This is a genomic window from Lactobacillus sp. WILCCON 0149 (assembly GCF_057197965.1).
This window is the reverse complement of sequence record NZ_JBUBHO010000001.1, coordinates 1,468,109-1,485,915: the sequence shown is the minus strand read 5'-3', so window position 1 is coordinate 1,485,915 and position 17,807 is coordinate 1,468,109. Positions and strand designations below refer to the sequence as shown.

The window sequence follows — 17,807 nt, the reverse complement described above, 5'->3', positions numbered from 1 at the left end:
AATCAAAGGGTAGTAACCCAGTCGTCGCGGTGGATGAAGATGCCTTCGGGGTGGTTTTGCTCCAGAATTTCTTCCAGGACTGGCCGGGAGAATCTGGCCTTGCCCTTGCCGATCAGCTTTTTGCTCTTCAAACTGTAGACTTCCACGATGTCATTTTTCTTAAAATTGCCCTGGATCTGCTTGATCCCGGAAATCAGCAGGCTGGAGCCTTCCCTGGCCATGGCGTGAACGGCCCCGTGGTCGATGTAGACTCGGGCTTTGGCCGGGGCGTAGAAGGCCAGCCACTGCTTCTTTTGGTTAAAGGCATTTTCGTTGGCCGTAAAAAGGGTCCCTTGGTTCTTTTGGTGAACGGCGTCAACCAGGGCAGTAGAATCTGCCGAACAAATGAAGACCGGAACGCCGGACTTGGTGGCCATGTCAGCGGCCTTGATCTTGGTGGCCATGCCGCCGGTCCCGTTGCTGGACCCGGCCCCGCCGGCCATTGCAAAAATCCGCGGGGTAATTTCGTCGATGACCGGGATTGGCCGGGCATCGGGGTTCTTTCTGGGGTTGTCGCTGTAAAGACCAGGCACGTCGGTCAAAAGGACCAGGAGGTCAGCCTTCAGCAAAGAGGCAACTTGCGCTGAAAGGGTGTCGTTATCGCCGACTTTCAGTTCATCGATAGCGATGGTGTCATTTTCGTTGATGATGGGGATGACCCGCCGGTTCAAAAGGACGTTCAAGGCTGTCTGGGCATTTTGGTAGCGGCGCTGGTCAGCGAAGTCGTCCTGGGTTAAGAGAATCTGGGCGGAAACCACTCCCTGCACTAAAAGGCTGCGGGTGTATTCCTCGATCAAGAGCCCCTGGCCAACAGCGGCCGCGGCCTGCTTGTCGGCAACCTTCCTGGGTCGTTTGTCAAAGCCGAGCCGGCGGAAGCCCGCCGCGATGGATCCTGAAGTTACCAGAACCAGCTTGTAGTCGGCCTGGTGCAGCTGGGCCAGCTGCCGGGTAATTCTTTTGATCTTCTCTGGATCCAAGTCGCCAGCCGGACTGGTCAGCGAGGAGGTCCCTACTTTAAAAACGATCAGGTTATCTTTCATTGTCAACTTCCTTAATAAATTTAGACTAGGTAAATCATACCATCTTTTGCCCGCGGATAGAAAAAATAGCCAAAAAAAGGCTAGCCAGTTCGGCTAGCCTGTGGTCATCTGTTTTATTTGCTGAACGCGGAGTCGTCCTTGTATGACTTGGCTGTGATCTTTGGAATAGTCAAAGAGAACAGCAGGCCAAATACGGCACCGACGATCAACAAGGTAACAGGGTTATACGTGCTCTGGGTCAGAGGGGCTCCGATGAAGCCGATGATGAAGGTAAAAATCATCCCCCAGACGATGCAAACAATGTAACGTCCCATAGTATCTTCCTTCTTTCGCTCTGCATTTTACCAGAATCGGCGAGCAAATTCAATTGGTGAAAAGGCGACTTTGCTATAATTGAAATAACAAGGAAAAAGTGAAAGGCGGGGCGAGCAAGGTGAACATAGCAGCATTGCAGACGATTTCAGCCAATACGATTCTGGCCAGCCCGATGAAAACGGCTGACCTGGTCAAGGGGGCAAAAGAGCGGGGCTATAGCGCCGTAGCACTGACGGACATCAACGTGACTTACGGTCTGGCTGATTTTTATGAGGAAGCATTAAAGGCGGGGATCAAGCCTCTTTTGGGTCTGCAGGGCCGCTTTAAGGGGATCGAGCTGGAAGAAGCAGAATATGACCTGGTCTTTTTGGCCCAAAGTCAAAAGGGCTACCAGTCCTTGATGCGCCTGTCCAGCTTTTTGAACATTGCGTCTGGCGACCTTACTGGATCAGCCCCTGGCTTAGCCGATCTGCCGGACTTGTCTGATTTAACCGTGATCGTGCCTGCCGGGCCGACCAGTGAATTGCGCCAGCTTAATAAACTGGGTAATAGCGGGGAGGAATATGTTAAAAAGCTCCTGGCCTTTTTGCCAAAAGCCTTGCCCGTATACTTAGGCGTTTACCCGGCTGAATCCGCGGCTGCTTATGATGCTTATGTCAAAAAGCTGGCAGAATCAACCGCTTTGCCCATAACGGTTGTTGAAGACGTCCGCTATTTAGACCCGGGCGACCAGTTCCTCTGCAAGGTGCTGCAGGCCATCAAGGAAAGACGGGTCCTGGATGAGCATGAACTGACCTTGATGGCGGAAGGGCAGGGGTCACATTGGCTTAGGCCCGCGGCTACCTTGGCAGCTGCCTGCCGGGAAATGGGCCTGGAAGAAGCCTTGGCAAACAGCGGCAAGATTGCTGAGTGCTGCCAGGCCAAGATTCCCTTTAAAGAGCCCCAGCTGCCGGTCTTTCCGCAAGAAACAGGTCTTTCTTCAGACCAGTATTTGGAAAAGCTGGCTTTCGCCGGCCTGGAAAAATTAAAGCTCAGACAGGGGATCTACCAGTCCCGCTTGCAAAAAGAGTTGGCCGTCATCAAGCAGATGGGCTTTGCCGACTACTTTTTGATCGTCGGCGACATCGTCAATTACTGCAGAAAAAAGGGTGCCCTGGTCGGCCCTGGCCGGGGGTCAGCTGCCGGCTCTTTGGTCGCCTACGCCTTAGGCATCACCCAAATTGACCCTTTGAAATACGACCTGCTTTTTGAACGCTTCTTAAACCCGGCCCGGGCCAACATGCCCGATATTGACCTGGACTTTACCACGAGCGGGCGGAAGCTGGCCTTTGCATACGTGCAGGCTAAATACGGTGCTAAAGCCCGCTTTGGCCAAGGATCTGACCTGGTGGCCCGAATTTTGGCCTTGACGACCATGAAGGCTAAAAGCGTCCTTGACCGGACCGGCCAGGTCTTTGGCCTGACCCTGCCGGCTATCGCCCACCTCAAGCAGGCGATGGGACCAGCTAAAACTTTGGAAGAGGCCGGCCAGCAGGCTGCTTTTAAAGGCATAACTAACGCCAGTCCCTTGACCCGCCTCCTTTATCAAACCGCCAAAAGGCTGGAAGGCCTGCCGGAAGACACGGGCACCCACGCCCCTGGCTTAGTGATCAGTGAGGAGCCCCTGTCCAGGCAGATCGGTCTCATGACCGGGAAAGAAGCGCCTTTATGGACGGTTGAGCAGACCAAAAAGTATGTTGAAAAGTACGGCCTCCTTAAGATCGACTTTCTGACCCTGGACAATCTGGAGCTTTTGGAAGGCGTTTTGGCGGAAATCAAAAAGACCAGCGGTTCCCTGGACTTGACCCGGCTGCCTCTGGATGATCCGGATACTTTGGCCCTTTTTGCCCGTGGGGAGACCCAGCAGATCTTCCAGTTTAATTCCAGCGGGATGCAGGAGGTCTTGCGGAAAATTCAGCCCCGGACTTTTGACGACTTGTCCGTAGCCGTGGCCCTTTACCGGCCGGGCCCAATCGCCAGCATCCCCTTGTATGTTGCCCGGAAAAACGGGACCAGTCCGGTTCAGTATCCCGATCCCAGCTTAAAAGAAGTCCTGGGGCCAACCTACGGCGTCTTCGTCTACCAGGAGCAGGTCATGCAGACAGCCCGGATTTTCGCCGGCTTCAGCCTGGCTGAGGCTGACGTCTTCCGAAACGCGATTTCCAAAAAGCAGGCTGGCCTTTTGGCTGAAGAAAAAGGCAAGTTTATCGCCGGGGCAATGAAAAATGGGCACAGCCGGCAAGCCGCCGAAGCGGTCTATGCCTTAATCGAGCCCTTTGCTAACTACGGCTTCAACCACTCCCACGCCGTGGCCTATGCCCTTTTGGCTTACTGGCAGGCCTTCTTGTCCGTCCACTTCCCAAGAGAGTTCTATTTGGAAAAAATCCGGGCTAGCCGGGGTAAGGAAAAAGGGGCCATCATCCGCCAGGCCAGAAAGGCCGGCGTTGAAGTCCTGGGCCCGGACATCAACTTGAGCCAGGAAGAAGCCCGCCTGTTTGAAGGCCGGATCTACCTGGGCTTAAAGGACATTATGGCTATCACGCCAACTTTTTTGGACCAGCTCTTAAAGATAAAGCGGCCAGTAACCAGCTTCCCGGCTTTTCTGCGGCAATTGGATGCCAAGGAGTTAAAAGAAAGGCAGCTGATTCCCTTGATTGAAGCCGGACTTTTTGACCAGATCAGCCCCAACCGGGCAAGCCTTCTGGTCAACTGCGGCAACATGCTCAATACCGCCCGCCTGTCGCAAAAGAGCCTGGTCTTGCAGGACTTTCTGGCCGCCAAAGAAGAAAACGTGCCGATGCCTACGGCAGCTGAAAAGGCGGCCATGGAAGAGCGGGCCATGGGCTTTGCGATAACGGCAACGCCTTTGGAAATTGCCGGCAAGGCCTTGGCCAAGCGCTACGGGGCCAAGACCTTTGCTGCTTTTGCCTTAAACGAGACCGGGCAGGTCCTTGCCCAATTCGTCAAGAAAAACGACTGGCGGGTCAAGCGGGGGGCGCGGGCTGGCGAACTAGGCAGCAACGCTGTTTTTAGCGACGGGCAGACCAGTGAAAAGGTGACGATTTTTACCAGCCAGTACCGCCGCTTTGCCCAAATGCTGAAAGAAGACGCGGTCTATCTTTTGCAGATTGACAAAAAAGAAGACCAGGAGGATGGCCGGGGCTACCAGCTGATCTTGCGGGACCTCCGCCTTCTGGACTTAAAACAGATCGAGCAAGTCGAAGAAGTCAAGCCGGTCACGGTCAAGCCAAAAGAACTGGCCCTTGAGCGCTATTTTGACCAGCACTATCAGACCAAGCGCCTGGGCGACTTCCGGGTCAAAGAAAGGGGCACGGCCCTGGGCAAGCTGTTAGCTGTCCGCTACCAAGAAGACAAGCGGGGGCGGAAGATGGCGACTTTGATCTTGGCCGATTCTTCCGGCCGCTACAGGTGCTGGCTTTTTGCCGGGGAACTGGCAAATTTAAACTTGAATTTGCAGGTGGGTGACTATTACCTGCTCAAGTTAGAAGCTTTAGGCCAAAGAGAGAGCCTGGACTTTAAAATTTATGGCCTCAAGCAGGTCAATTTGCGCTGAAAATGACTTGACCAATTTGCTTTTTTGAAAAAAATCTGTCCTAGTGAAAAAAATAATAAACGCCAGGCTGGGATTTGTAAGCCCTAACAGGTCGAAATGAGAAATAAATCGAATTTAAACCAGATTTTACAAGACTTTATGCGGGAAAAATGTTATGATTTATGTGATGTGAGATATTACACAATTTAAATCATGATGAGGTGAATTCATGAAACGGATTGGTATTTTGACTAGTGGTGGCGACGCCCCTGGCATGAATGCAGCCGTAAGAGCCGTAACCAGAGTCGCGATCGCGAACGGTTTGGAAGTTTTCGGCATCAGATACGGTTTTGCAGGTTTGGTTGCGGGCGACATTTTCCCATTGGAAAGTGAAGACGTAGCCCACTTGATCAATGTTTCCGGTACCTTCCTCTACTCTGCGCGTTATCCTGAATTCGCAGAAGAAGAAGGGCAACTGGCTGGTATTGCTCAATTGAAGAAGCATGGCATCGATGCTGTCGTCGTTATCGGTGGGGATGGTTCCTACCACGGCGCCCTGCAATTGACTCGCCACGGCTTCAACTCAATTGGTCTGCCAGGCACGATCGACAACGACATCCCTTACACGGATGCCACGATCGGCTATGACACGGCCTGCATGACGGCAATGGACGCGATCGACAAGATCCGTGACACTGCTTCCAGTCACCACCGGGTCTTCATTGTTAACGTAATGGGCCGCAACTGCGGTGACATCGCCATGCGCGTCGGCGTAGCCTGCGGTGCGGACGCGATCGTCATTCCTGAAAGACCATATGATGTCGAAGAAATCGCCAACCGCTTGAAGCAAGCTCAGGAAAGCGGCAAGGACCACGGTTTGGTAGTCGTTGCCGAAGGCGTGATGACTGCTGACCAATTCATGGCTGAACTGAAGAAGTATGGTGACTTCGACGTTCGGGCCAACGTTTTGGGCCACATGCAGCGGGGCGGCACGCCAACTGTTTCTGACCGGGTGCTGGCTTCCAAGCTGGGCAGCGAAGCCGTTCACCTTCTTTTGGAAGGCAAGGGCGGCCTGGCTGTCGGTATTGAAAACGGCAAGGTTACTTCACACGACATCCTTGATTTATTTGATGAGTCTCACAAGGGTGACTATGACTTGTTAAAGCTCAACGCAGATTTATCAAGATAGTTGTTTTTATAGTTTTTGATTTAGGGAGATTTTTTCAAGATGAAAAAAACGAAGATTGTTAGTACTTTAGGACCAGCTTCAAACGATATTGAAACTATTACCAAGTTAGCCGAAGCAGGCGCAAACGTATTCCGTTTCAACTTCTCACACGGTGACCACGAAGAACACTTGGCAAGAATGAACATGGTTCGTGAAGTTGAAAAGAAGACTGGCAAGCTTTTGGGCATCGCTTTGGACACCAAGGGTGCCGAAATCAGAACCACTGACCAAGAAGGCGGCAAGTTCACTATCAACACTGGTGACGAAATCCGTATCTCAATGGACGCAAGCAAGGCCGGCAACAAGGACATGATCCACGTTACTTACCCAGGCCTGTTTGACGACACTCACGTTGGCGGCACTGTATTGATCGACGACGGTGCTGTTGGCTTGACTATCAAGGCCAAGGACGAAGAAAAGCGCGAATTGGTTTGTGAAGCTCAAAACACTGGTGTCATCGGCTCAAAGAAGGGTGTTAACGCTCCAGGTGTTGAAATCCGCCTCCCAGGGATTACTGAAAAGGACACTGACGACATCCGCTTTGGTTTGAAGCACGGTATTAACTTCATCTTTGCTTCATTTGTACGTAAGGCTCAAGACGTTCTTGACATCCGCGCACTTTGCGAAGAAGCTAACGCACCATACGTTAAGATCTTCCCAAAGATTGAATCACAAGAAGGTATCGACAACATCGACGAAATCTTGCAAGTTTCAGATGGTTTGATGGTTGCCCGTGGTGACATGGGTGTTGAAATCCCATTCATCAACGTGCCATTCGTACAAAAGACTTTGATCAAGAAGTGCAACGCTTTGGGCAAGCCAGTTATCACTGCTACTCAAATGCTGGACTCAATGCAAGAAAACCCACGTCCAACCCGTGCCGAAGTAACTGACGTTGCCAACGCCGTTCTTGACGGTACTGACGCAACCATGCTGTCAGGTGAATCAGCAAACGGTTTGTACCCAGTACAAGCAGTTCAAGCTATGCACGACATCGACGTTCGGACTGAAAAGCAAATGGACACCCGGAACACTCTGGCTCTGCAACGCTTTGAAGAATACAAGGGTTCAAACGTTACTGAAGCTATCGGTGAATCAGTTGTCCGGACTGCTCAAGAACTGGGCGTTAAGACTATCATCACTGCTACTAGCTCCGGCTACTCAGCTCGTATGATCTCCAAGTACCGTCCAGACGCAACCATCGTTGCCTTGACCTTCGACGAAAAGATCCAACACTCATTGGGTATCGTATGGGGCGTTGAACCAGTTTTGGCAAAGCAACCTTCAAACACTGACGAAATGTTCGAAGAAGCTGCCCGCGTAGCCAAGGAACACGGCTTTGTTAAGGATGGCGACCTGGTAATCATCGTTGCCGGCGTACCATTCGGCCAATCAGGTACTACTAACTTGATGAAGCTGCAAATCATCGGTAACCAACTTGCTCAAGGTTTGGGCGTAGGCACTGGCTCAGTTATCGGCAAGGCTGTTGTTGCTAACAGCGCTGAAGAAGCCAACGCTAAGGTTCACGAAGGTGACATCCTGGTAGCTAAGACTACTGACAAGGACTACATGCCAGCTATCAAGAAGGCCAGCGGTATGATCGTTGAAGCTTCTGGCTTGACCAGCCACGCAGCTGTTGTCGGCGTATCACTTGGCATTCCAGTTGTTGTCGGCGCTGCTGACGCAACTTCAAAGATCGCTGACGGCTCAACTTTGACTGTTGACGCTCGTCGCGGCGCAATTTACCAAGGTGAAGTTTCAAACCTGTAATCTAGGATTGCAAGTCTGACAACCACAGAAGAAAAGAGCTCAATCAAACGATTGAGCTCTTTTTCTTTGCTTGATTATTTCTTTTAAGCCGCCGCGTCGTCTTCACCCAAGATGATCTTTAAGGTGTCGTGAACGATCTTGTCCTTGGCCAGCTGGGCCTGGTCATCGTCTTGGTCGCGGAAGTCGTTGATCATTTCCGCGGCGATGCCTTGGTTTTTGATGACCCAGATTTTGTTGGCCATGATGGTGGCTTCCCGGACGTCGTGGGTAACAAGTACCGTGGTGATGCCTTCTTCCTTGCAGACCTGCAGGATAAGTTCTTGCATCTTGCTTCTGGTCAAGGCATCAAGGGCACCGAGTGGTTCATCCAAAAGCAGGAGCTGGGGAGAGGACAGGAGGGCTCTGGCCAAGGCTGCCCTTTGTCTCTGCCCCCCGGACAGGGTAGCCGGGTAGGCGTCAGCGTATTCTTCCAGCCCCACCCGGGCTAAAAGGCGCTTTGCCTTGTCCGGGTCATTGCCGGTCATGAGCAGGTTGCCCAGAACCGTCTTCCAGGGCAGCAGGCGGTCATCTTGGAACATGACCCGGGCTTGCTGGTTAAGGCCGGACAACTTTTGCCTATTCATGGTAATTTCCCCGCCTGTCGGCTCTTCCAGGCCAGCGATCAGGCGCAGGAGGGTGGACTTGCCGCCCCCACTCATCCCGACCAGGGCGATAAATTCGCCTTTAGAGATGCCTAAGTTGACGTTTTTCAAAATTTCCTTGCCGCCATATGACTGTTGCAGGTTGCTGATTTCGAGAAAAGGCATTTTTTAACCTCCTATTGGGCTGACCGGCTGTTTTGCCAGTCAAGCAAGATGACTTCAAAGTTGTGGGCGATAAAGTTGGACAGTTCCCCCAGCAAGGCATATAAGACGATGCAGAGGTAGATGGTGGTCACGTCCATGTATTGCTGGGCATTGGTTGACATGTAGCCGATGCCGGAGTCAGCTGAGACCGTTTCGGCTACGATCAAGGCTACCCACATGGTCCCTAGGGCGTAGCGGACCCCGATCAAGATGGTTGGCAAAGCACCAGGGAAAATGATGTCTTTGAACATCTGCCACTTGGAAAGCTGGTAGGCCTGGCCCATTTCCAAAAGGTCCGGGTCAATTGAGCTGATGCCATGGTAGGTATTGATGTACATTGGGAAGAGGCAAGCCAAGGAAATCAAGGTGATTTTTGACCCTTCATCGATTCCCATGATCAAGATAATGAGGGGAATAAGAGCCATATTAGGGATGGTTCTGAGCATTTGGATGCTGGTGTCAAAAGTCTGCCGGAAGACTTTTGAAGTTCCGGAACAAATTCCTAAGATAAAACCGGCTCCGCCCCCGATCAAAAAGCCCATGCTTGCCCGGTAGAGGCTGATACTGATGTTCTTTTGCAAGGTTCCGCTTTGCCAGTCCTTGACCGCGGTTGCCAGGACGGCAGATGGGGCCGGGAGAAATTCTGACTGGATCCATTTCAGCTGCACGCTGATCTGCCAGAAGCAGATGATGATGACGGGCAAGGCCCAGGGGAGCAGGTCCTTTTTCCAGTTAAAAGCTGCTTTCTTTTGCATGTTTGGCCTCTTTCTTACTTAATGCTGATGACGTACTTGCTGATCTTCGGGTCGGTCTTGATGACGCCGGCCTTGTAGAAGGTGTCAGCCATGGACTGGGATTCCTTGATAGCCGTTTGGGTGACGGCGCCGAAGTCGTATGATCGGCGGGAGATCATCTTTTTAACGACGGATTCCTTAAGCCCCAGGGCCTTGACCAGGATCTTGGTCAGCTTGGCTTGGTGTTTGTTGGCCCAAGTCATGTCTTGGCTGAGGTACTTGATCAAAAGCTGACTGACTGCCTGGTTCTTCTTGGCAAACTTTTGCGTTGACATGATGTAGCTGCGGTTGTTGTAAGAAACGTCTTCCCCGGTGTAAAGAAGGGTTGACCCGCTGGCTTCCAGCTGGGAGGTAGTTGGGTCCCAGGCCACGATGGCGCTGACCTTGCCCTTGGAGTAGGCAATAGAAGCTGCGCTGGTTTCCAGGTTGACCAACTGAACATCGCTGGTCTTTAAGCCGTACTTGGACAAAAGGGCCCGGATAAAGTATTCAGAAGCCGTGGACTTGGTGTAGGCAATCTTTTTGCCCTTTAAGTCAGCAATCGTCTTGATGCCGGATGACTTTTTGACCAAAAGGCCGGTCCCCTTGGCCTTGGTCCCGCCAGTGGCGATGTAGGCCAGTTTGCTGCCAGCCGCCAGAGCCGTAACCGGCGGAGTGTCCCCGCAGCGGGCGTAGTCGATTGAGCCTGAGGCCAGGGCCTGGACTTCTTCAGCCCCGGAGGAGAATTCCTTGAAGACCACATTGTAGCCTTGCTTCTTCATCTTTTTCTTTAAAGCCCCGCGGGCTTTGGAAATGGCGATTTCGTCACCGGACAGGTAGCCGATCTTGATCGTGGTCAATTTCGCGCTGGAAGATTTGTTGAGCCCGACTTGGGAATAAATGACCACGCTGGCCCAGAGGGCCAGCAAGACGGCGAGGAAAATTTTTCTGGCTAAGTGCTTGTGCTTTTTCATAAAAAACTAGGCTCCTTTTCTTTCTAGCTCTGCCAGTTCCGCGGCAAGTTCCGGCCGCTTGATCTTCCCGGTTGGGTTAAGCGGGAACTGGTCAACGAAAAAGATTTTGCTTGGGCGGCGGTAGGCGGCCAGGTTCTTTTGGCAGTAGCGGGAAATTTCTTCCCGGGCTTCTTCACTTGAAACGCCGGCCTTTGAATCTAAAACGATGGCGGCAGTGACCGCTTCACCGTAAAGCTCATCTGGAGTTGGAACAACGGCGACGGCTTTGACGAAAGTCAGTTCAGAGATGACGTTTTCGACGATGATTGGGCTGACTTTTTCGCCGCCCCGGTTGATCAAGTGCTTGATTCGCCCGTCCAGCCAAAGGTAGCCGTCTTGGTCAAAGTAGCCCAGGTCCCCGGTATGGAACCAGCCATTTTGGAAGTCCTTTTGGCTGCCGGACAGGTAATGAGTAATGACGTGGTCGCCTTTGATGCAGATCTCGCCTTTAATTCCTTTTTCCTTGCTATATTCGTGGTATTTGCCATCGGCAAAAATTGCCATGTCAGTGTGATAAGGCTTGCCCGATGACCCGATCTTGATGGCATCAAGCGGGTTCAAAGTGCACTGCGAGCATGATTCGGTCATCCCGTAGCCTTCTAGGATCGGCACATGGTAAGTTTCAATGAACTGCTTGTGCCGGGAAACAGGCAGCATGGCGCTGGCGCAGCGGATAAAGCGGAGGCGGTTTTGCGGATGCTCTTTATAGGCGGCCAAGGCTTTTTCGTTCTTGAGCAGAATCATGACAATGGTTGGCACGACTGAGGACCAGGAGGCGTCAGCTTCTTCAACCCAGTTCCAGAAGCGGCTGGCCGAGAATTTCGGCGCGATGGCGATTCGTCCTCCAGCCAAAAGGCTGCTGGTTGTCAGAATCATCTGGGCGTTCATATGAAACATGGGCATGACGACCAAAACCGTGTCGTCCGCGGTTAAGCGGTGGCTGTCCTTGTCATATTGGGCAGCGTTTCTCATCATGGCATGGGTCAAGCCGACCTGCTTAGGCTTGCCGGTGGTGCCGGAAGTGTTTAAGATCAAGCCAAGGGAGTCTTCGCTCGGCAGGCAAGACCGGCCGGCTGGCAGGTCTGTTTTATAAAAGAAGGCAAGATCCGGCTTGGTCTTTAAATTCAAGATCTGTTTTGCAAAAGCTGGCAAGTTGATTTCTGCCGCCAGCTCAGCGTCAAGCAAGAGGGCCGGGTAGTCCAGGTCGCTTAAAAGGCGGAGGATTTCCGGGGCCGGAGTTGAAGCTGAGACGGGGTGGGGGGTGATCCCCATCCGCCACATGGCCTGGTTGATGGGAATATAGACTGGGCTGTTGGCCAGGCAGAGCAGGACCCGGTCGCCAGCGGCCAAGTTCACAGTCTTAAAAGCTTCTTTTAACAAGGCCACGTCATCTTCGATGTCCTGGCCGGTAAACCATAAGTGCCGGCTGAGGTCCATTAGGATTTCCCTGTTTTGGTTCTGGGCGATTTTTTCTTGCAAGTCATCAGTTAAGCGTGTCATGAGATTTCTCCCTTCTTAAAAAGTGCCAGCAGCTTGCGGCCGTTTGGCCGGCCGATCAAGCGGCCGAATGGCGGAGTCAGGTATAAAAAGTCGGCGATCAGCCAGGAGATGGCCAGGCAGACCGCGTAGCCAAGTGGGAATAAGGCTAGCAAGACCCACTGGTTCAGCTGAACCAGGCTCAACAGCCAGGCCAGGAAGGTGATTGAAATTGAGTGGACCAGGTAAACGCCAAAGGAAATGGCGCTAGACCGGTCAACCCAGCTGACAAAGGCCGGTTTGGTCTGTTGCCACTGGTCTCTTTTCTCTGCATAGAGCAGGCAGAGGGTGAAGATGGTGGCGATCATGCAGACCGCGTAGATCATTAAGTATGGCTGGTGAATCAAGTTGGCTGAGTGCTGGCTGAGCTGCAGAACCTGGACGTTGAACTGGTAAAGGACCAGGGTTCCGGCCGCGGCAAGCGCGGTTGTTATGAAGACCAGCTTCTTTTTCCGCAAAAGCCACTTGGTTAAAGCTTCGTAGTTGATCCAGGCCCAGCCGCCTAAAATGAAGTAGAACTGGTAGAACAGAATGTTGTTGCCGTAGTACTTGAAGAGGTAGGGCCAGGAATCATGATTAACCTGCGGGTAGTAGTACTTGGCCCAGATGACCAGGCAAAGCTGGAGTGCCGCGCTGAGCGCCAGGAGCAGGTTGAGCTGCTTTTTAAATAATGCAAAAAGCTTGAGCACCAGCGGGAAGATCAAGTAGAGCTGGAACATCAAGAAGATGTAGTAAAAGTAGAACTGGTTGCCTTTGCTGATAGCTTCCAGCCAGCCGGTCAGCCACTTGTTCCAGCTGAAAGAGCCGCTGGTCAGCAAGAGGAAGGCTAAAAAGAGGCCGTTCCAGAAGAGGTAGGGAATACCGCTGCCGATATAGCGTTTTTTCCAAAAAGTCGGCCAGTTCTGCTTTTCCGGCTTGCCCCAGTAGCCTAAAAAGAGAACTAGGCCGGTGATGAACATAAAGCCAAAGCGAGGAAAGTGCAAAATCAAGTGAGTTGATACTAAAAAGCGGCCGGCAGGGGTCGCCCTGTTGCCTAGTGCCTCTGCAAAAGTGCTGGCCACGTGGTTGAGCACGACGCCAAACATAAAGAAGCAGCGCATCAGGTCAACTTCGTAAAGGTGTTTTTTCTTAGACATGTAAGCCTCCTTATTTATTGCTTACCTAGATTAATTAAAGAACTTGGCCAAAACTTGCTTTAAAATAGAAAAAACTATGCGTGAATTGAAAAAAATCAGCGACTGGGCAGAAAAACTATTGCTATTTGCTTTATTTTCTTTCTTTGTTCCCGTATACTAGCATTAGAATTATGTAAAGTTGGAGGCAGAACATGCTTGGAGAAATCCGGACCGGTAAAATTACTGACAGCAACGCTGAAGCCTATTTCGTGCAGATTGACGGCTTAACGTTCAAATTGAAGAAAGAAGAAATCACCCAGGAAGAGCCGCCCAAAATTGGCGGCGAAATCACGGGCTTTATTTATGATAATCAAAAACATGAACGGGAAATGACCCAGTTCTTGCCCTTTGCTCAGGCTGACCAATACGGCTGGGCTACGGTTACCAGGGTTCAGCGGGGCCTGGGGGTCTTTTTGGACATCGGCTTGCCTGATAAGGATATAGTTATGTCACTGGACGACCTGCCGCTTGACCCGGCCCGCTGGCCGCAAAAAGACGACCGCCTTTTGGTAAGGCTGGAAACTGATGACAAGGACCGGATCTGGGCCAAGGCAGCTGACGAAAATGTCTTTGACCAGATCGCCGTCCGCTTCCCAAATAACCTGGTCAACAAGAACCTGCTTGCCCGGGTTTACTCCAGCAAGTCCCTGGGCTGCTTTGTCTTGACCAATGACTACTATTTGGGCTTCATCCACGAATCCCAAATGCAGCAGCCGCTGCGGCTTGGCGAAGAGGTCAAGGCCCGGGTGATCGGGGTCAGCCAGTACGGCCGCTTAAACATGAGCGTTTTGCCCCGGGCTTTTGAAGAAATTGACGATGACGCGGCCATGATCATGATGTCTTTGCGCCGTAAAGCTGATAAGACCCTGCCCTTTAGTGACAAGAGTGATGCCCAGGCAATTAAGGATTACTTTGGCATCTCTAAGTCAGCCTTCAAGCGGGCCTTAGGCAACTTGATCAAGCGGGGGCTGGTCAGCCAGGACAAGGAAGCCGGCACGATCAAGTTGGTCAAGGATGAGGCGGATGAATAAGCTCGCTGAACAGATTGACGATTACCTGCGCTACAGCCAGATTGAACGGGGACTCAGCCCGAATACGATCGCGGCCTACCAGCAGGATTTACAGGAATTTTTAGCTTACGTCAGAGAAGAGCAGATGACAGACTGGCCGCTGGAAGCCGTGGAAATTGATGCTTTTTTGGCTAAAGAGCGGGACTTGGGCAAGGCCAACAGCTCTATCAGCAGGCTGGTGTCGACCTTGCGCCGCTTTTACCAGTGGCTGGTCCGCCAGCAGCTGATTGCCCTAGACCCCATGAGCCAGATCGATGCTCCCAAGCGGGAGAAGCGGATGCCCCTGGCTTTGACTGAGGCAGAAGTAAACCGGCTTTTAGAGCAGCCAGATGTAACAACGGATTTGGGCCTGCGGGACCGGGCACTTTTGGAACTGCTTTACGCGACGGGGATGCGGGTCAGCGAAGCAGTTAACTTAAAACTGGCCGACGTCCATGCCGACTTGCAATTGATCAAGGTTTTGGGCAAAGGAAGCAAGGAACGCTTGATTCCGGTAAGTGACCTGGCTTTGGACTGGATCAAGCGCTACCTGCCCGTCAGAGACCAGCAGCTGCTAAAAGCCGGCAAGAGCAGTGACTGCCTGTTTTTAAACAGCCGGGGCGGGCAATTGACCCGGCAGGCCGTCTGGCAGAAAATCAAGAAGTACTGCCAGCAGGCGGGGATAGCTAAAGACGTGACCCCGCACACCCTCCGCCACAGCTTCGCGACCCATTTGCTGGAACATGGGGCGGATTTGCGGGTAGTCCAGGAAATCCTGGGCCATACCGACATTTCAACGACCCAGATCTATACCAATCTGACCCAGAAGCATATCCTGGACGTTTACCAAAAGACCCATCCCCGGATTTAGAGGTGATTATATGCTAGTACCATATAAAAAAGATTATGAAAAAGTTGCCATGGGCCTCTTGTCCTATCTGCCAGATTTCAAGAACCTGCAGAATTTGAAGGAAGAAATGCAGCTGTATGCTGAAGATCCGGCCCACCAGCTCTACCTTTACCGGGACGAGGACCAGAATATCGTCGGCCTGGCTGGCTGCGAGGCCGGGGCCGGCTGCCTGGTCTTGCGCTATTTATCACTGGCGCCGGGCTTCCGCGATGATGAACATTTTTCAAAAATCATGCGGGAACTGGCCCAGGAAGCTGGCAAGCAGAAAGTTATGACGGTCCCGGAATATACCTATTTAATGAAGTACTTGAACAATGATGAATGAAGGCATGACCATTGAGCTGCCGAATTTTGAAGGCCCCCTGGACCTTTTGCTCCACCTGATTCGGTCGCAGGAATTAGACATCTATGACATCCCGATTGCCCGGATTACCCAGCAGTACCTGGACTATCTGCAGCAGATGCAGAAGCTGAACCTGCAGCTGGCAGGGGAATATTTCGTAATGGCGGCAACCTTGCTTAGGATCAAGTCCCAGTATCTGTTGCCGAAAAACGACTTCGTTGAAACAGAAGAAGAATTTACTGACCCCCGGGAGGAACTGGTTGAGCAATTGGTTCAGTATTCCGTCTTCAAAAAGATTTCAGCCTACTTTAAGGTCAGAAATGATGAAGTGCCGGTCCTGGCCGCCAAAGAGCCCAGCGTGGCTGAAGGAGCCAAGGTTCAGCCTTTGCCATTAGGGCAAATCAGCCAGCAGGATTTGACAGCCAGCTTTATTTTGGCCATGCGCCGTTTTAAGAAAAGAAATGACCATGCCCAGGTTACCTTGACCGGCCGGCCAATCCAGGAAATGATTGCCTGGCTGAAGGAAGTTTTAGCGAAAAATGGCCGGGCCAGCTTTTTTGCCTTGACTGACCAGGTGGAAAACCTGGCGGACTTGGTTGGCCTCTTTTTGGCCATTTTGGAACTGGCCAAGGACCAGTACTTGAAAGTTAGGCAAAAGCGCCGCTTCGGCGACTTGGAAATAGAAAGAAGCAAGCATGACGAGTAAAATAGCCCAGCTGGAAGCCCTCCTTTATGTGGCTGGCGACAGCGGGATCAAGAAAGAGCAGCTGCGGGACTTGCTGCAGGTAGCAGACCCGGAAATAGAGCGCCTGGCTAAAAGACTGCAGGAAAAATTAGTCAGCGATCCCGACAGCGGCCTGCAGCTTTTGGAAATCAACGACGAATACAAGCTGACGACCAGCGGGGAGGTCAGCGACCTGGTGGAAGCATATTTCAACAAGGACCTGACCAAGAACATCAGCCAGTCAGCCTTGGAAATTCTGGCGATCGTAGCCTACCGGCAGCCAATTACCAGAATTGAGATCGACGAAATCCGGGGGGTTAATTCCTCTGGTGCCCTGCAAACCCTTGTCTGGCGAGGGCTGGTCAAAGCCCAGGGAGTCAAGGACGCCCCGGGCCACCCCAAGCTGTACGTGACGACCGATTACTTCCTCCAGTACTTTGGCTACAAGTCCCTGGCGGATCTGCCGGTAATTGAGAATTTTGAAGACAGCAGCTTTGATGCCGACGGCCAGGTAGACCTGTTTGCCGAGAACGGCACGGCTGATGAAGCATTGCAAAAGATGGAGGATTTATAATGGCGCAAGAACGTTTGCAAAAAGTGATCGCCCAGGCGGGGATCGCTTCCAGAAGAGAAGCAGAAAGAATGATCCTGGCCGGCCGGGTCAGGGTCGACGGGCAAGTAGTGACCAAGCTGGGAACCAAGGTCAGCTCAATTGAACAAGTAGTTGTTGACAACCAGCCGATCGAAAGGGAAAGCCACCACACTTATCTTTTTTATAAGCCGCGCGGCGTGATTTCCGCGGTGAAGGACGACAAGGGCCGCAAGACCGTGGCTGACTACTTTAGCGACCTGCCATACCGGCTCTACCCAGTTGGCCGCTTGGACTATGACACTTCAGGCCTGCTTTTGATGACCAACGACGGGGAACTGGCCAACCTGCTCATGCACCCGAGAAACGAAGTCGACAAGGTCTACGTGGCTAAGATCAAGGGCATTTTGCAGCCAGATGAAATCAGGGCCTTGAAGAAGGGGGTCCAGATTGGCCGCTACAAGACCAAGCCGGCCCAGGTCAAGGTTTTGAAGACCAATCCCCGGGCCCAGACCCAGATCGTCCAGCTGACGATCCACGAAGGCCACTACCACCAGGTCAAGGAAATGTTTAAAGCTGTTAACCACCTGGTTGACAAATTGTCCAGAGAGCGGTATGCTTTTCTTGACTTGCAAGGCCTTACATCCGGACAGTACCGGGAATTAAACCACAAAGAGGTTGACAGGCTCAAGCAGGTGGATTAGAATATAGTTGTAAAGTTAAATAATACAAGTTGTCTTCGGGGCAGGGTGAAAATCCCGACCGGCGGTGCAAGTCCGCGAGCCATGCAAATGGTTGAATGCTGTAAAGCTACCGATAGTTATAGTCTAGATGGAAGAAGGCAGACGCTGGAATAATAAGCATGC

15 protein-coding genes, 1 pseudogene and 1 riboswitch are annotated in these 17,807 nt (G+C 52.1%); of the genes and pseudogenes, 9 read left to right on the top strand and 7 right to left on the bottom strand.

Features of this window, described 5'->3' with window-relative positions:
• Positions 1-2: 2 nt before the first annotated feature.
• Both proB and ACYVUV_RS06815 read right to left on the bottom strand, forming a co-directional pair.
• Positions 3-1,079 carry a glutamate 5-kinase gene (gene proB / locus ACYVUV_RS06820; protein WP_439775813.1) on the bottom strand — a complete coding sequence of 359 codons (1,077 nt, stop codon included), beginning with the start codon at positions 1,077-1,079 and terminating at the stop codon, positions 3-5.
• Positions 1,080-1,192: 113 nt separating this feature from the next.
• Positions 1,193-1,393, bottom strand: a complete 201-nt coding sequence (locus tag ACYVUV_RS06815; protein ID WP_270448977.1) for a YjzD family protein — start codon at positions 1,391-1,393, stop codon at positions 1,193-1,195.
• A gap of 119 nt (positions 1,394-1,512) precedes the next feature.
• Between ACYVUV_RS06815 and dnaE the strand changes: the two genes are divergently transcribed.
• The 3 genes from dnaE to pyk all read left to right on the top strand — a co-directional run bounded on the left by dnaE (position 1,513) and on the right by pyk (position 7,984).
• Positions 1,513-5,007 carry a DNA polymerase III subunit alpha gene (gene dnaE, locus ACYVUV_RS06810; RefSeq protein WP_484499218.1) on the top strand — a complete coding sequence of 1,165 codons (3,495 nt, stop codon included), beginning with the start codon at positions 1,513-1,515 and terminating at the stop codon, positions 5,005-5,007.
• Between the two features lie 208 nt (positions 5,008-5,215).
• Positions 5,216-6,175: a 6-phosphofructokinase gene (pfkA, locus tag ACYVUV_RS06805; RefSeq protein WP_439776048.1), complete on the top strand. Its 960-nt coding sequence runs from the start codon at positions 5,216-5,218 to the stop codon at positions 6,173-6,175.
• 39 nt (positions 6,176-6,214) lie between these two features.
• Entirely contained in the window at positions 6,215-7,984 is a 1,770-nt protein-coding gene (gene pyk, locus ACYVUV_RS06800; protein WP_439776047.1) for a pyruvate kinase, read from the top strand.
• A 343-nt stretch (positions 7,985-8,327) separates the two neighbouring features.
• Here the strand turns inward: pyk and ACYVUV_RS06795 are convergent.
• From ACYVUV_RS06795 to ACYVUV_RS06775, 5 genes and pseudogenes are all read right to left on the bottom strand, one after another.
• A pseudogene (locus tag ACYVUV_RS06795) lies at positions 8,328-8,682 on the bottom strand (ATP-binding cassette domain-containing protein); the annotation flags it as partial.
• A 119-nt stretch (positions 8,683-8,801) separates the two neighbouring features.
• Positions 8,802-9,584: an ABC transporter permease subunit gene (locus ACYVUV_RS06790; protein ID WP_439776046.1), complete on the bottom strand. Its 783-nt coding sequence runs from the start codon at positions 9,582-9,584 to the stop codon at positions 8,802-8,804.
• 14 nt (positions 9,585-9,598) lie between these two features.
• The gene (locus ACYVUV_RS06785; RefSeq protein ID WP_439776045.1) at positions 9,599-10,576 is read right to left on the bottom strand and encodes an aliphatic sulfonate ABC transporter substrate-binding protein; all 978 of its coding nucleotides are present in this window, start codon (positions 10,574-10,576) and stop codon (positions 9,599-9,601) included.
• A 6-nt stretch (positions 10,577-10,582) separates the two neighbouring features.
• Complete coding sequence (locus ACYVUV_RS06780) at positions 10,583-12,115, bottom strand: AMP-binding protein (protein ID WP_484499217.1); 1,533 nt, start codon at positions 12,113-12,115, stop codon at positions 10,583-10,585.
• Entirely contained in the window at positions 12,112-13,287 is a 1,176-nt protein-coding gene (locus ACYVUV_RS06775) for an acyltransferase (protein WP_439776043.1), read from the bottom strand. The genes ACYVUV_RS06780 and ACYVUV_RS06775 overlap by 4 nt, the downstream gene beginning before the upstream one ends.
• A gap of 191 nt (positions 13,288-13,478) precedes the next feature.
• Here ACYVUV_RS06775 and ACYVUV_RS06770 point away from each other — a divergent pair, with 191 nt between their 5' ends.
• Genes ACYVUV_RS06770 through ACYVUV_RS06745 form a run of 6 tightly spaced genes read left to right on the top strand, consistent with a single transcriptional unit; the run spans position 13,479 to position 17,645 of the window.
• The gene (locus ACYVUV_RS06770; RefSeq protein WP_439776042.1) at positions 13,479-14,357 is read left to right on the top strand and encodes a CvfB family protein; all 879 of its coding nucleotides are present in this window, start codon (positions 13,479-13,481) and stop codon (positions 14,355-14,357) included.
• Entirely contained in the window at positions 14,350-15,246 is an 897-nt protein-coding gene (gene xerD / locus ACYVUV_RS06765) for a site-specific tyrosine recombinase XerD (RefSeq protein ID WP_439776041.1), read from the top strand. The genes ACYVUV_RS06770 and xerD overlap by 8 nt, the downstream gene beginning before the upstream one ends.
• 10 nt (positions 15,247-15,256) lie before the next feature.
• On the top strand, positions 15,257-15,610 hold the full coding sequence (locus ACYVUV_RS06760; protein WP_439776040.1) for a reductase: 354 nt from the start codon (positions 15,257-15,259) through the stop codon (positions 15,608-15,610).
• Positions 15,600-16,334, top strand: coding sequence for a segregation and condensation protein A (locus ACYVUV_RS06755; RefSeq protein ID WP_439776039.1), 735 nt, complete (start codon positions 15,600-15,602; stop codon positions 16,332-16,334). Before ACYVUV_RS06760 ends, ACYVUV_RS06755 begins: the two co-directional genes overlap by 11 nt.
• Positions 16,324-16,926, top strand: coding sequence for an SMC-Scp complex subunit ScpB (scpB, locus tag ACYVUV_RS06750; RefSeq protein WP_439776038.1), 603 nt, complete (start codon positions 16,324-16,326; stop codon positions 16,924-16,926). Before ACYVUV_RS06755 ends, scpB begins: the two co-directional genes overlap by 11 nt.
• Positions 16,926-17,645 (top strand): pseudouridine synthase, encoded by a 720-nt coding sequence (locus ACYVUV_RS06745; protein ID WP_439776037.1) that lies wholly within the window; start codon positions 16,926-16,928, stop codon positions 17,643-17,645. The genes scpB and ACYVUV_RS06745 overlap by 1 nt, the downstream gene beginning before the upstream one ends.
• Positions 17,646-17,672: 27 nt before the next feature.
• Positions 17,673-17,788: riboswitch (FMN riboswitch) on the top strand.
• Positions 17,789-17,807: the final 19 nt, after the last annotated feature.

Excerpts from the sequence above, each read along its gene's own strand:
- proB (WP_439775813.1), bottom strand. The coding sequence starts at position 1,079 with ATGAAAGATAACCTGATCGTTTTTAAAGTAGGGACCTCCTCGCTGACC.
- ACYVUV_RS06815 (WP_270448977.1), bottom strand. The coding sequence starts at position 1,393 with ATGGGACGTTACATTGTTTGCATCGTCTGGGGGATGATTTTTACCTTC.
- pfkA (WP_439776048.1), top strand. The coding sequence starts at position 5,216 with ATGAAACGGATTGGTATTTTGACTAGTGGTGGCGACGCCCCTGGCATG.
- pyk (WP_439776047.1), top strand. The coding sequence starts at position 6,215 with ATGAAAAAAACGAAGATTGTTAGTACTTTAGGACCAGCTTCAAACGAT.
- ACYVUV_RS06790 (WP_439776046.1), bottom strand. The coding sequence starts at position 9,584 with ATGCAAAAGAAAGCAGCTTTTAACTGGAAAAAGGACCTGCTCCCCTGG.
- ACYVUV_RS06785 (WP_439776045.1), bottom strand. The coding sequence starts at position 10,576 with ATGAAAAAGCACAAGCACTTAGCCAGAAAAATTTTCCTCGCCGTCTTG.
- ACYVUV_RS06780 (WP_484499217.1), bottom strand. The coding sequence starts at position 12,115 with ATGACACGCTTAACTGATGACTTGCAAGAAAAAATCGCCCAGAACCAA.
- ACYVUV_RS06775 (WP_439776043.1), bottom strand. The coding sequence starts at position 13,287 with ATGTCTAAGAAAAAACACCTTTACGAAGTTGACCTGATGCGCTGCTTC.
- ACYVUV_RS06770 (WP_439776042.1), top strand. The coding sequence starts at position 13,479 with ATGCTTGGAGAAATCCGGACCGGTAAAATTACTGACAGCAACGCTGAA.
- xerD (WP_439776041.1), top strand. The coding sequence starts at position 14,350 with ATGAATAAGCTCGCTGAACAGATTGACGATTACCTGCGCTACAGCCAG.
- ACYVUV_RS06760 (WP_439776040.1), top strand. The coding sequence starts at position 15,257 with ATGCTAGTACCATATAAAAAAGATTATGAAAAAGTTGCCATGGGCCTC.
- ACYVUV_RS06755 (WP_439776039.1), top strand. The coding sequence starts at position 15,600 with ATGATGAATGAAGGCATGACCATTGAGCTGCCGAATTTTGAAGGCCCC.
- scpB (WP_439776038.1), top strand. The coding sequence starts at position 16,324 with ATGACGAGTAAAATAGCCCAGCTGGAAGCCCTCCTTTATGTGGCTGGC.
- ACYVUV_RS06745 (WP_439776037.1), top strand. The coding sequence starts at position 16,926 with ATGGCGCAAGAACGTTTGCAAAAAGTGATCGCCCAGGCGGGGATCGCT.